Genomic DNA, 12,627 nt, shown 5'->3' with positions numbered 1-12,627 from the left:
CCGGCCACCTGCCGGGGTAGCGAGTACCCCGGCAGGTGGTCGATCCGGGCTTGGGACCCGTCTGCTGAGGGCCGGTCGGTGGCCTGGGGTGCTTGATTAACCTTCGGGCGAGTGGTCCGAACTCGGTTGTGCTCAAGGGCGCTGGCCTGGTTGGTCCACGATGGACACCACGGTGGTGGCGTTCTGCGGGGTGCCGAGGTATTCGTACGTCGTCGCGTCGAACACCAGCACGATCGGCGTCGGCTTCGGGCGTGCCGAGGCCGACGCGGCGGCTGAGGCGGGCACCGAGGCGGACGGTGACGGGTCGGCGGGGGGTGGCCAGGTGATGCCGATGCCCGGCTTGCCCGTCGCGTCGTGGACGTCCGGCACCACCTGGAGGCCGGGGATCCTCGACGCGGCCTCGAACAGGGCCGCGCGGGTCTCGGCGGGCATCGCGGACTCACCGATGAGCGCGAGGACGTCCTTGCCCCTGGCGTTGACGTTTCCGGGGTCGCCGCTGGCGTTCGCGTCCAGGTAGGCGAGCATCGCGTCGGTCGTGGTGGGCAGGTCGGAGCGGTACGCGGGGCGTGGTTCGCACGGCTCCGTCACGCCCGGCAGGATCTCGTCGCCCTTCACCACGGCGGCGCGGCCGTCGCGGCAGCCGGGCAACGGGGTGGTGCTCCCGTCGGTGATCAGCACGCCGTCCTGGGTGCCGTCGACCGACCGCCAGCTCTCCCGGCCGTCGCTCTTCGCGTAGACGAACTGGTCCGGTCGCGGTGCCGAACGCGGCTGGGCCAGCACGTGGTTCGCGGCCAGGCGGAGCACCTGGACCGCGTCGGTGCCCTGCTCGACCGGTGGGGTGGTGCGCGGGACGAGGGTGATCGCGGCGGCGACCGCGGCGGCGAGGCCGACGGTCGTGCCGCCCACCAGCGCGAAGCGGGACCGGTGGCGCAGCAGGCGCACCGGTGCGGGGGCGCTGATGGTCGCCATCACGCGGGCTCGGGCCGGGGCCAGGGCGGCCGCGTCGGGGAGGGGGGTGTCGTCGAACAGGTCGCGCACCAGGGTCAGGTCATCCATTGCTGAACAGCTCCTCGGGAACGTCGGTGGTGGACAGGGCTTCGCGGACCTTGCGCCGGGCGCGGTTCAACCGGGAGCGGACCGTGCCGACGGGGATCGCCAGCGCGGTCGCCACCTCCTCGTAGGTGAGCTGCTCCCACGCGATCAGCAGCACCACGTCGCGGTCGGCGGTCGACAGCACCGCCAACGCCGCAGCCAACCGTCCGCGCAGGGCTTGCGCGCTCACGTCGGCGGCCACCCGGTCGGCGTGGGAGTCCACGTCCGGCTGGGGGCCCGCCGCCTCGTGCAGCCGGTAGCGTCGGACTTCCGCGCGCCGGTGCTGCGAGACCAGCCGGGTCGCGATGCCGTAGAGCCACGGCCGCGCGTCCGGCCGGTCCGCGTCGTAGCGGTGGCGCTTGTCGAACGCGACCAGGAACGTCTCGGCGACCAGGTCGTCGGCCACCTCGCGTCCCAGTCGTCTCGCCAGGTACCGCTGGATGTGCGGGGCGTGCCGGTCGAAGATCGCGGCGAAGCTCTCCGGATCCTGCCGTGATCGCCGGATCAGGTCCGCGTCGGTCGGTGTCATGGTCGCCTTTCGGGCCGGGGTCCTGCCCGTTATCGGCAGGAGCGGCGAAAGGGGTTCACGCGGTCAGCGCTTGACCGACCGGAACCACCGCTCCGCGCCGGGGTGCAGCGGCACGCCCCCGGTCGCGATGCCGGTCCGGATGTTGATCCGGCTGGCTTCCGGGTGCCCCGCGGCGATGCGGGCCGAGTCGGTGAACACCGTCCGCGTCACGATCTCCACCACGTCGTCCGACAGCGACGTCGAGGCCAGCAGCAGGTTCGGCACCGCCACCGTGTCGTTCGCCCCGAGGTCGCCGTACGTCGTGGCCGGGATCGTCACCGGCACGTACGGCCCCGCGAACGCGCTCGCCAACGCCAACGCCTGTTCCTTCAACGACACCAACCGGATCGGGAACCCCTTGGTCACCAGCCCGCTGATGGCGGGCGTCGGAATCCCGGTCAACGCGAGGAAGGCGTCGATCGTCCCGGCCTCCAGCTGCACGGCCGACTCCGAGTGCGCCATCCGCACGTCGTCGGCCACCACGCCCAGCAGCTTCATCAGCCGCGTGCCGGTGAACTCGGTGCCGGACTCGGTGGGCCCCAACGACACCTTGCGGCCCGCCAAGTCCGCGAACGTCCGGATCGGCGACCTCTCCGGCACCACCAGGTGCAGGAAGCTGTCGTACAGCCGTCCCACGGCCCTGATCCCGTCCAGGCTGTCGAGGTCCGCCACGGAGTCCAAAGAGGACAGTCCAAGTTGGGCGGTGCCCTCCTTCATCAGCCGCAGGTTCTCCACCGACGCGGCACTCGGCCGCGCGATCACCCGCGTGTGGGGGAGCTGGTCGGTCAACGCCGCCGCCAACGCCGCCCCGACCTCGCGGAACACCGCCCCGTCCGGCCCGGTCGCGAGGACGAGCTCGGCGAGTTCGGGGGTCGGGGTCGAGGTGCAGGCGGCCACCGGCAGCCCGGCCGCGAGGGCGGCCAGCAGCACGGTGCGACGGCTGGGCGACACGGGGGGAGCGTACGCCGCCCTCCGCGTGAACGGCGCGTGGCGGAGTTGTTACGTCAGATGAATCCCAAGTTTCCGCCGGACTCCTTGTTGCGCGGGGTGCCTGTGCCCAGGATCACGAACCAACTCAGTCCGCCAGCCGCCCCCAATGGAGGAGACGTGGCAGCCAGCCCACCCGGAGCAGCCGTGCGCAAGCCGCTCTACCGGCACCTGTACTTCTGGGTGCTGGTCTCGATCGTCCTCGGCGTGATCGTCGGTTACGCCTTCCCCGTCCAGGCCAGCGGGATGAAGTGGCTGGCCGACCTGTTCGTCGCGCTGGTCAAGGTCGTCATCGCGCCGACCATCTTCTGCACGATCGTCGTGGGCATCGCCGGGCTCGGCAACCTCGCCAAGGCCGGTGGCCTGGCCCTGCGCACGATCCTCTACTTCACCGCCATGACCCTGGTCGCGCTCACCATCGGCCTCATCGTGGTGAACCTGGTCCAGCCCGGCCACCACGGCGCGACCATCCCGATCAAGGACAGCGTCGCCGAGAAGACCCTGGCCGACGCGTCGAGCGCCGACACCGGCATCACCGGGTTCGTGCTCAGCCTCGTGCCGAAGTCGTTCGTCAGCGCGTTCACCGACGGCCAGCTGATCCAGGTCCTCGTGATCGCCGTGCTCGTCGCGGTTGCCGTGGCGGGCATGGGCAAGCGCGGCGAGAAGGTCGTGTCCGCCCTGGACACGTTCGCCAAGGTCATGTTCGGCGTCATCAAGATCGTCATGTACGCGGCCCCGATCGGCGCGTTCGGCGGCATCGCCTACACGATCGGCAAGTTCGGCGGCAGCATCCTCGGCAAGCTCGCCTGGCTGATGGGCTCGTTCTACGTCACCTGCGTGCTGTTCATCTTCCTGGTGCTCGGCGGGGTGGCGTACTACGCCGGGTTCAACATCCTGAAGTTCCTGCGCTACATCAAGGACGAGCTGCTGATCGTGCTGGGCACGTCGTCCAGCGAGACCGTCCTGCCGCGCATGCTGGTCAAGCTGGAGGCGGCGGGCGCGGAGAAGTCCGTCGTCGGCCTCACCATCCCGACCGGCTACTCCTTCAACCTCGACGGCACGTGCATCTACCTGACCATGGGCGCTCTCTTCATCGCCCAGGCGACGGGCACGGACGTCAGCATCGGCACCCAGATCGGCCTCCTGCTGTTCATGCTGCTCGCCAGCAAGGGCGCCGCGGGTGTCACGGGTGCGGGTCTGGTCACCCTCGCCGCTTCCCTGCAAGCGTTCGAGGCGAACAGCGCCATCCCCGCGGTCGGCATCGCGCTCATCGTCGGCATCGACCGGTTCATGTCCGAAGCCCGAGCGATCACGAACGTCATCGGCAACGGTGTCGGCACCCTCGTGATCGCCCGCTGGCAGAACCAGCTCGACCGGGACCGGTTGAAGGAGGTGCTCGACAACCCTTCCCTGGTGGACGTCGACCACCTCATCGACCAGCAGCACACCGGTGAGGACGAGAAGCGCGAAGCCGTCCCGGCGGGCGCCCACTAGACCACCCGGCCGCGGGTCCCGCCGCCGCGCACACCCCCCACGCAGCGCGCGGCGGTGGGGCCCGCCATCTCACGCCTCAGGGCCGCCTTCGGGTGGCCCTGAGGCGTTTCCGGGGTCGGTGGGGAAGAAGATCGCGCTCATCAGGTGCGGGGTGCGGCCCGGTGCGGGGCGGTTGGCCATGCGGGCCACGAAGACGTCGCGCAGGTCGCCGATCATCTCGGTCAGCTCGGCGCGGTCGAGCCAGAAGGTGCTCTGGCGGTAGCCGACGAGGTCGGCGGGCGGGTCGGCTCCCTCGCTGTCGAGGTAGGCGTTGAACTCGGCCAGCAGGGCGGCCATGCCCGCGGCGAACCCGTGCCGGTGGTCGTCCAGGGTCATCGTGGCGGCGTCGACGAGGGTCCGCTCGCCGCGCAGCCGGTAGTGGCGTTCGACGGCCCCGTGCACCCGCCGCTCGTCGGCGACCTCCAGCACGCCCGCCTCGGCGAGCAGGCCGACGTGCCGGTACACGGTGGTCTTGGGGACCTCGGCGAGGTGCGCGCACAGGTCGGACGTGGTGCGGGTGCGGCCGCCGGACATGGCGTGCACGATGCGCAGCCGGATGGGGTGCAGGAGCAGGTCGAGCGTGTCCACGCCTTACGATCCCACATCTGGTACCTTTCCCGAAATTGGGAATGCACCACAACGGGGAGACGTCATGAACGCATCGGCCCAGCTCAGCGACGAGGCCGTGATCCCGCTGCTCACGCTCGACCCGGCCGCCGCGCTGGACGACCTGGCGTGGCTCGACCGGGCGGTCGGGGACGCGCGGGTGGTGGCGATCGGCGAGAGCGCGCACTACAACGCCGAGTTCCTCCGGTTCCGCCACCGGCTGGTCCGCTACCTGGTCGAGCGGCACGGGTTCAGCGCCCACGCGATGGAGACCGGGTTCGTCGAGGGCGCGCTGGTCGACGACTGGGTGCTCGGCGGGGACGGCGAGCTGGACGAGGTCATGGCCGCCGGGCTCACGTCGTTGATGGGCCTGTGGACGCCGATCCGCGAGCACCTGGAGTGGATGAGCGGGCACAACTCCCACTCCGAGAACCCCGTCGGCTTCCACGGGATCGACATGCCCGGCTCGCTGTCGTCCCTGCTGTCCGGCCTGGACGCCGTGATCGCCTACACCGGCCAGGGGGCGCACCTGCGGGAGATCGCGGCGGCCTTCTCGGCCGAGTCGGCGTTCACCGCGCCCGCCGCCCTCGCCGCCTACGCGGCCCTCGACACCGCGACCAGGGACGCGCTCACCGCCGGCCTCGCCGACCTGACCGCGCACCTCACCGCGAACAGCCTCGACCTGGTGCGGAGCACGTCGATCACGGCCTACGACCGCGCCCGCCGGGAGTTGGCCACGACGGTCGCCCTCGACGGCATGGTCCGCGCGCTGGCCCGCGGCGACTTCCGCTCGATGATGTTCGCCAGGGAGGCCGCCATCGCCGACACGGTCGAGTGGATCCTGGAACGGGAGGAGCGGATCGTCCTCACCGCCCACAACGCCCACGTCCAGCGCTGGCCGGGGAGCCTGCCCGGCTCGGGCCCGCTGACGTCGGTCGGCCTGCACCTCGCCGACCGCCTGGGCGGCGACTACCTGGTCGTCGGCACCACGTCCGGCACCGGCCGCACCCTCAACACCGCGCCCGACTTCTACGACGGCGTCCTCTTCGCGGACCTCGAACCGCCGAGGCCGGGCAGCCTCGACGCCCTGATGGCCGCCACCCACGACGGCCTCTTCGCCACCGACCTGCGGACCCTCTCGCCCGCCGACGCCGCCGTGGTCGACGCCGTTCCCGACCAGCGCCTGGGCGTGCAGTACTCGCCGGTGGACGCGCGCAAGGCCTACGACGTCCTCGTGCACTTCCCGCACGTCTCGGCGGCCGAGCCCGACCGGGCCGCCCTGGCCCACGCGCCCGCCGAGGTCCGGGAGGCGTTCGGGAAGTGGGAGCCGGAGGCGGTGTGACTCTCCGCAACCACCCGAACGATCGGTCCTGTTACCGTCCGCTAACTGGGACGCACCCGCTCTGACCAGTACGGTTGTCCTGGGAACCCCTGGCGGGGCTGGTGTCGGCCTGCTCTCATCGACGCGCGGGGGGTGATCGGCTCGGATATGCTTCCGGGCTGTAACCGATTTCGAGGTGTAGGCCCACTGTCGTTCCGACAGCCCGAATCGTTACGCGATCATGCGCAGGACCACCCATTGGAGGGTGATTCCACGTTTCGCGGCTGTTAAGGTCGCGTCAACACGCGGGCCACCGTCGTCCCGTGCCCAGAGACCGTTCAGCAGGTCTGAGCACGAGGACATCGTTCTTTCACAGGACGACGAAGGAGGTCTGCGCTGTGATCTTCTCCGCCATCCCGGCCCCCCAGGGGCTCTACGACCCCACTGCGGAGCGTGACGCTTGCGGTGTGGCGATGGTGGCCGACATCCGGGGTCGGCGTTCGCACGGCATCGTGGACGACGCGCTCACGGCGTTGGCGAACCTGGAGCACCGGGGCGCCGCGGGAGCCGAGCCGACCAGTGGTGACGGCGCGGGCATCCTGCTCCAGCTGCCGGACGAGTTCCTCCGCGCCGTGGTCGACTTCGACCTGCCGCCGAGGGACGCCTACGCCGCGGGTGTCGCGTTCCTGCCGCTGGACCCCGACGACCGCGCGAAGGCCGTCGCCATGGCCGAGCGGATCGCCGTCGAGGAGGGCCTGACGGTCCTGGGCTGGCGCGACGTGCCGGTCGACCCCGAGGCCGCCGACGTCGGTCCGACCGCGCTGTCGGTCGTGCCGCACTTCGCGATGCTGTTCGTGACGGCCGCCGACGCCGACCGCACGGGCGTCGAGCTGGACCGGCTCACGTTCTGCCTGCGCAAGCGGGTCGAGCACGAGACCGGCGCGGCGAGCGTGGGCACGTACTTCCCGTCGCTGTCCGCCCGCACGCTCGTCTACAAGGGGATGCTCACGACCGGGCAGCTCCCGGCGTTCTTCCCCGACCTGCGCGACGAGCGGCTCGCGTCCGCCATCGCGCTGGTGCACAGCCGCTTCTCCACGAACACGTTCCCGTCGTGGCCGCTCGCGCACCCGTTCCGGTACGTGGCCCACAACGGCGAGATCAACACCGTCCGCGGCAACCGGAACCGGATGCGCGCCCGTGAGGCGCTGCTCCGCTCCGACCTGATCCCCGGCGACCTGACCAGGCTGTTCCCGATCTGCGACCCCGAGGGCTCGGACTCGGCGTCGATGGACGAGGTCCTGGAGCTGCTGCACCTGGGCGGCCGGTCGCTGCCGCACGCGGTGATGATGATGATCCCCGAGGCGTGGGAGAACCACGTCTCGATGAAGCCCGCCCAGCGGGCGTTCTACCAGTTCCACGCCAGCCTGATGGAGCCGTGGGACGGCCCCGCCTGCGTCACGTTCACCGACGGCACGCTGGTCGGCGCGGTCCTGGACCGCAACGGCCTGCGCCCCGCCCGCTGGTGGCAGACGGCCGACGGCCGGGTCGTGCTGGCCAGCGAGACCGGCGTGCTGGACGTGCCGCCGAGCCAGGTCGTGGCCAAGGGCCGCCTCCAGCCGGGCCGGATGTTCCTGGTGGACACCGAGGCGGGCCGGATCGTCGACGACGCCGAGGTCAAGGCGAACCTCGCCGACGACCACCCGTACGACGAGTGGCTGCACGCGGGCCTGCTCCAGCTCGACGACCTCGCCGACCGCGAGCACGTCGTGCAGAGCCACGAGTCCGTCGTGCGCCGCCAGCTCACCTTCGGCTACACCGAGGAGGAGCTGCGCATCCTGCTCGCGCCCATGACGATCGGCGGCATGGAGCCGCTCGGCTCGATGGGCACGGACACCCCGGTCGCCGCGCTGTCGAAGCGCTCGCGGCTGCTCTACGACTACTTCGTGCAGAACTTCGCGCAGGTCACGAACCCGCCGCTGGACGCGATCCGCGAGGAGATCGTCACGTCGGTGTCGCGCGTGATGGGCCCGGAGCAGAACCTGCTGGACCCGTCGCCGGTGTCGTGCAGGCACATCCAGCTCGACTACCCGGTGATCGACAACGACGAGCTGGCCAAGCTCATCCACATCAACGACGACGGCGACCTGCCGGGCTTCGCCTGCACGGTGCTGTCGGGGCTCTACGAGGTCGACGGCGGCGGGGACGCGCTGGCGGCGGCGATCGAGCGCGTGCGTCGCGAGGCGTCGGAGGCCATCGCGAACGGCGCTCGCACGCTGGTGCTGTCGGACCGCGACTCCGACCACCGGATGGCGCCGATCCCGTCGCTGCTGCTGGTCTCCGCGGTGCACCACCACCTGGTGCGCACCAAGGAGCGCCTGCGCGTGGCGCTCGTCGTGGAGACCGGCGACGCCCGCGAGGTGCACCACATCGCGGCGCTGCTGAGCTACGGCGCGGCGGCGATCAACCCGTACCTGGCCTTCGAGACGATCGAGGACATGGTCGGCACGGGCGCGATCACCGGCATCGACGCCCGCAAGGCCGTCCGCCAGTACGTGACCGCGCTGGTCAAGGGCGTCCTGAAGATCATGTCCAAGATGGGCATCTCCACGGTCGGCGCGTACACCGCGGCGCAGGTGTTCGAAGCCATGGGCCTGTCGCACGACCTGCTCAACGAGTACTTCACCGGCACGGTGTCCAAGCTCGGCGGCGTCGGCCTCGACGTGCTCGCCGAGGAGGTCGCGATCCGGCACCGCCGGGCGTTCCCGGACAACCCGACCGACCGCTCGCACCGGCGGCTGGAGGTCGGCGGCGAGTACTCCTACCGCCGCGAGGGCGAGCTGCACCTGTTCACGCCGGAGACGGTGTTCCTGTTGCAGCACGCCACTAAGACCCGCAAGGCCGACGTGTACCGCCAGTACACCGAGGAGGTCGAGCGCCTGGCCCGCGAGGGCGGCACGCTGCGCGGCCTGTTCGAGCTGCTGACCGAGGGCCGCACGCCGGTCCCGATCGACGAGGTCGAGCCGGTCTCCTCGATCGTCAAGCGCTTCAACACCGGCGCGATGTCGTACGGCTCGATCTCGGCCGAGGCGCACGAGACGCTGGCCATCGCGATGAACCGGCTCGGCGGCCGGTCCAACAGCGGCGAGGGCGGCGAGGACCGCGAACGCCTCTACGACCCCGAACGGCGTTCGGCGGTCAAGCAGGTCGCGTCCGGCCGGTTCGGCGTGACCAGCGAGTACCTGGTCAACGGCACGGACATCCAGATCAAGATGGCGCAGGGCGCGAAGCCCGGCGAGGGCGGGCAGCTGCCCGGCTACAAGGTGTACCCGTGGATCGCGCGCACCCGGCACTCCACGCCGGGCGTCGGCCTCATCTCGCCGCCGCCGCACCACGACATCTACTCCATCGAGGACCTCGCCCAGCTCATCCACGACCTGAAGAACGCGAACGAGCAGGCCCGCGTCCACGTGAAGCTGGTCAGCGAGATCGGCGTCGGCACGGTCGCGACGGGCGTGGCGAAGGCGCACGCGGACGTCGTGCTGATCTCCGGTCACGACGGCGGCACCGGCGCGTCCCCGTTGAACTCGCTCAAGCACGCGGGAACGCCGTGGGAGATCGGCCTCGCCGAGACCCAGCAGACGTTGCTGCTCAACGGGTTGCGCGACCGCATCACGGTCCAGGTCGACGGCGCGCTGCGCACCGGCCGCGACGTCGTGGTGGCCGCGCTGCTCGGCGCGGAGGAGTTCGGCTTCGCGACCGCGCCGCTGATCGTCGCGGGCTGCGTGATGATGCGCGTCTGCCACCTGGACACCTGTCCGGTGGGCGTGGCGACGCAGAACCCGGTGCTGCGCGAGCGGTACACCGGGCAGGCCGACCACGTGGTGAACTTCTTCGAGTTCGTCGCGCAGGAGGTCCGGGAACACCTGGCGGCACTGGGTTTCCGCACGATCGACGAGGCCGTCGGCCACGCCGAGCTGCTGAACACCGACCCCGCGATGGACCACTGGAAGGCCTCCGGGCTGGACCTGACGCCGGTGTTCGCGGTGCCGGAGACCCAGTACCCGTCGGCCAAGCGCCGGGTCCGCGACCAGGACCACGGCCTGGAGCACGCGCTGGACCGCACCCTGCTCCAGCTCGCCGAGGGCGCGTTGGAGGACGCGATCCCGGTGCGGCTGGAACTGCCGGTGCGCAACGTCAACCGCACGGTCGGCACGCTGCTGGGCGCGGAGGTCACCCGTCGCTTCGGCGGCGACGGCCTGCCGGACGACACGATCCACGTGACCCTCACCGGGTCCGCGGGCCAGTCGCTCGGCGCGTTCCTGCCCGCGGGCGTGACGCTGGAGATGGTGGGCGACGCCAACGACTACGTCGGCAAGGGCCTGTCCGGCGGCCGGGTCGTCGTGCGTCCGCACCCGGACTCGGCGTTCGCGGCCGAGCAGCAGGTGATCGCGGGCAACGTGATCGGCTACGGCGCGACGAGCGGCGAAATCTTCCTCCGCGGCCGGGTCGGCGAGCGTTTCTGCGTCCGCAACTCCGGCGCGGTGGCCGTGTCCGAGGGCGTGGGCGACCACGCGTTCGAGTACATGACCGGCGGTCGCGCGGTGGTGCTCGGCCCGACCGGCCGCAACCTCGCCGCGGGCATGTCCGGCGGCATCGCGTACCTGCTGGACCTCGACCCCGCCGCGGTGAACAAGGCGATGGTCGAACTCCAGCGTCCGTCACCCGACGACCTCCGCTGGCTCAAGGAGATCGTCACCCGGCACCACCAGCTCACCGGGTCCGCGGTGGCCGCGTCGCTGCTCGGCGACTGGCCCCGGCGGTCCGCGTCGTTCACCAAGGTCATGCCCCGTGACTACCAGCGCGTGCTCGAAGCGATGAGGCTCGCCCGCGCGGAAGGCCGGGACGTCGACACGGCGATCATGGAGGCCTCCCGTGGCTGACCCGCAGGGATTTCTGAAGAACGACCGGGCGGACGCGAAGAAGCGGCCCGTCGACGAGCGCGTCGCGGACTGGCGCGAGGTGTACCTGGACCTCGAACCCGAGGCGCGCGACAAGCAGGTCCGCACGCAGGCGAGCCGGTGCATGGACTGCGGCATCCCGTTCTGCCACTCCGGTGGCGCGGGGTGCCCGCTGGGCAACTTGATCCCGGAGTGGAACGACCTCGTTCGCCGCGGTGACTGGGAGTTGGCGTCCGACCGGCTGCACGCGACGAACAACTTCCCGGAGTTCACCGGCCGGTTGTGCCCCGCCCCGTGCGAGGCGGCGTGCGTCCTGGCGATCACCCCGGACGCCGGGGGAGCGGTGGCGATCAAGCGCGTCGAGCAGGCCATCGCCGACGTGTCGTGGGAGCAGGGACTGGTGCACGCCAGCCAGTCCACGGTGTCCTCCGGCAAGAAGGTCGCCGTCGTCGGCTCCGGGCCCGCTGGCTTGGCCGCCGCCCAGCAGCTCACCCGCGCTGGCCACCACGTGACCGTGTACGAGCGCGACGACCGGCTCGGCGGCCTGCTGCGGTACGGCATCCCCGAGTTCAAGATGGAGAAGAAGGTCCTGGACCGCCGCTTGGCGCAGCTCCGCAAGGAGGGCACCAAGTTCGTGACCGGCGTCGAGGTCGGCGTCGACCTCACGGTGGACCAGCTGCGCGCCAAGTTCGACGCCGTCGTGCTCGCCGTGGGCGCTCTGCGCGGCCGCGACGACACGACCACGCCGGGCCGCGAGCTGGCCGGGGTGCACCTGGCGATGGACCACCTCGTGCCCGCGAACCGCGCCGTGGAAGGCGACGGCCCCTCGCCGTTGTCGGCCGAGGGCAAGCACGTCGTGATCATCGGCGGCGGCGACACCGGTGCCGACTGCTACGGCACGGCGATCCGCGAGGGCGCGGCGTCCGTGCTCCAGCTCGACCAGTACCCGATGCCGCCGTCGCAGCGCGACGACGAGCGCTCGCCGTGGCCGGTCTGGCCGTGGATCCTGCGCACCTACGCCGCCCACGAGGAAGCGGGCGAGCGGAAGTTCGCCGTCGCCGTCGAGAGCTTCGTCGGCGACGCCGAGGGGCACGTGCGCCAGATCAAGCTGCGCAAGGTGCGGGTGGAGAAGGACTCGTCCGGCCGTCGGCAGGTCGTGCCGATGTCCGAGGAGGTCGAGGTCCTGCCCGCCGACATGGTGCTGCTGGCCATCGGTTTCGAGGGCGTCGAGCACATGCGCCTGCTGGACGACCTGGACATCACGTTGACCCCGCGCGGCACGATCTCGTGCGGCGCGGACTGGCAGACCACCGCCCCCGGCGTGTTCGTCTGCGGCGACGCCCACCGCGGCGCCTCGCTCGTCGTGTGGGCCATCGCCGAGGGCCGTTCCGTGGCCAACGCGGTGGACCGCTTCCTGACCGGCTCCTCCGACCTGCCGTCCCCGGTGATCCCGAACCTGATCCCGCTGGCGGTCGTCTAGGACCCGCTGCCCGGCCGCGACAACGGAGTCGCGGCCGGGCAGTGCCATTTCGCCGTTCGACTTTTTCGACACTGGTGGAATC

The 12,627-nt window shown here is 71.3% G+C and carries 8 protein-coding genes; 4 read left to right on the top strand and 4 right to left on the bottom strand.

The genetic code is table 11. The annotated features are described in order from the left end of the window. Positions 1–132: 132 nt before the first annotated feature. The 3 genes from ACFWW9_RS35135 to ACFWW9_RS35125 all read right to left on the bottom strand — a co-directional run bounded on the left by ACFWW9_RS35135 (position 133) and on the right by ACFWW9_RS35125 (position 2,611). The gene (locus ACFWW9_RS35135; protein ID WP_390386562.1) at positions 133–1,056 is read right to left on the bottom strand and encodes a CU044_5270 family protein; all 924 of its coding nucleotides are present in this window, start codon (positions 1,054–1,056) and stop codon (positions 133–135) included. After that, on the bottom strand, positions 1,049–1,621 hold the full coding sequence (locus ACFWW9_RS35130) for an RNA polymerase sigma factor (protein ID WP_390386561.1): 573 nt from the start codon (positions 1,619–1,621) through the stop codon (positions 1,049–1,051). The genes ACFWW9_RS35135 and ACFWW9_RS35130 overlap by 8 nt, the downstream gene beginning before the upstream one ends. Positions 1,622–1,684: 63 nt before the next feature. Then, entirely contained in the window at positions 1,685–2,611 is a 927-nt protein-coding gene (locus ACFWW9_RS35125; RefSeq protein WP_390386559.1) for a TAXI family TRAP transporter solute-binding subunit, read from the bottom strand. A 156-nt stretch (positions 2,612–2,767) separates the two neighbouring features. Here ACFWW9_RS35125 and dctA point away from each other — a divergent pair, with 156 nt between their 5' ends. Beyond that, a complete protein-coding gene (gene dctA / locus ACFWW9_RS35120) occupies positions 2,768–4,141 on the top strand; it encodes a C4-dicarboxylate transporter DctA (protein ID WP_390386557.1) in 1,374 nt (457 codons plus the stop codon). A 69-nt stretch (positions 4,142–4,210) separates the two neighbouring features. Here dctA and ACFWW9_RS35115 read toward each other — a convergent pair whose 3' ends face one another. Next, positions 4,211–4,768 carry a helix-turn-helix domain-containing protein gene (locus tag ACFWW9_RS35115; RefSeq protein WP_390386555.1) on the bottom strand — a complete coding sequence of 186 codons (558 nt, stop codon included), beginning with the start codon at positions 4,766–4,768 and terminating at the stop codon, positions 4,211–4,213. Positions 4,769–4,832: 64 nt separating this feature from the next. On the opposite strand from ACFWW9_RS35115, the gene ACFWW9_RS35110 reads away from it, so the two are divergent. The 3 genes from ACFWW9_RS35110 (at position 4,833) to ACFWW9_RS35100 (ending at position 12,545) form a co-directional block, all read left to right on the top strand. Next, the gene (locus ACFWW9_RS35110) at positions 4,833–6,128 is read left to right on the top strand and encodes an erythromycin esterase family protein (RefSeq protein ID WP_390386554.1); all 1,296 of its coding nucleotides are present in this window, start codon (positions 4,833–4,835) and stop codon (positions 6,126–6,128) included. 377 nt (positions 6,129–6,505) lie between these two features. Next, positions 6,506–11,047 carry a glutamate synthase large subunit gene (gltB, locus tag ACFWW9_RS35105; protein WP_390386553.1) on the top strand — a complete coding sequence of 1,514 codons (4,542 nt, stop codon included), beginning with the start codon at positions 6,506–6,508 and terminating at the stop codon, positions 11,045–11,047. Then, positions 11,040–12,545, top strand: a complete 1,506-nt coding sequence (locus tag ACFWW9_RS35100) for a glutamate synthase subunit beta (RefSeq protein WP_390386552.1) — start codon at positions 11,040–11,042, stop codon at positions 12,543–12,545. Before gltB ends, ACFWW9_RS35100 begins: the two co-directional genes overlap by 8 nt. Positions 12,546–12,627 lie beyond the last annotated feature (82 nt).

Origin of the sequence: Umezawaea sp. NPDC059074, from assembly GCF_042738955.1 — a bacterium.
In the GTDB taxonomy this organism is placed as follows: domain Bacteria; phylum Actinomycetota; class Actinomycetes; order Mycobacteriales; family Pseudonocardiaceae; genus Umezawaea.
This window is presented reverse-complemented; position numbering and strand designations above follow the sequence as displayed.

Bases quoted from the DNA above. Each gene is read 5' to 3' on its own strand.
- ACFWW9_RS35130 (WP_390386561.1), bottom strand. From the start codon at position 1,621: ATGACACCGACCGACGCGGACCTGATCCGGCGATCACGGCAGGATCCG.
- ACFWW9_RS35135 (WP_390386562.1), bottom strand. From the start codon at position 1,056: ATGGATGACCTGACCCTGGTGCGCGACCTGTTCGACGACACCCCCCTC.
- ACFWW9_RS35110 (WP_390386554.1), top strand. From the start codon at position 4,833: ATGAACGCATCGGCCCAGCTCAGCGACGAGGCCGTGATCCCGCTGCTC.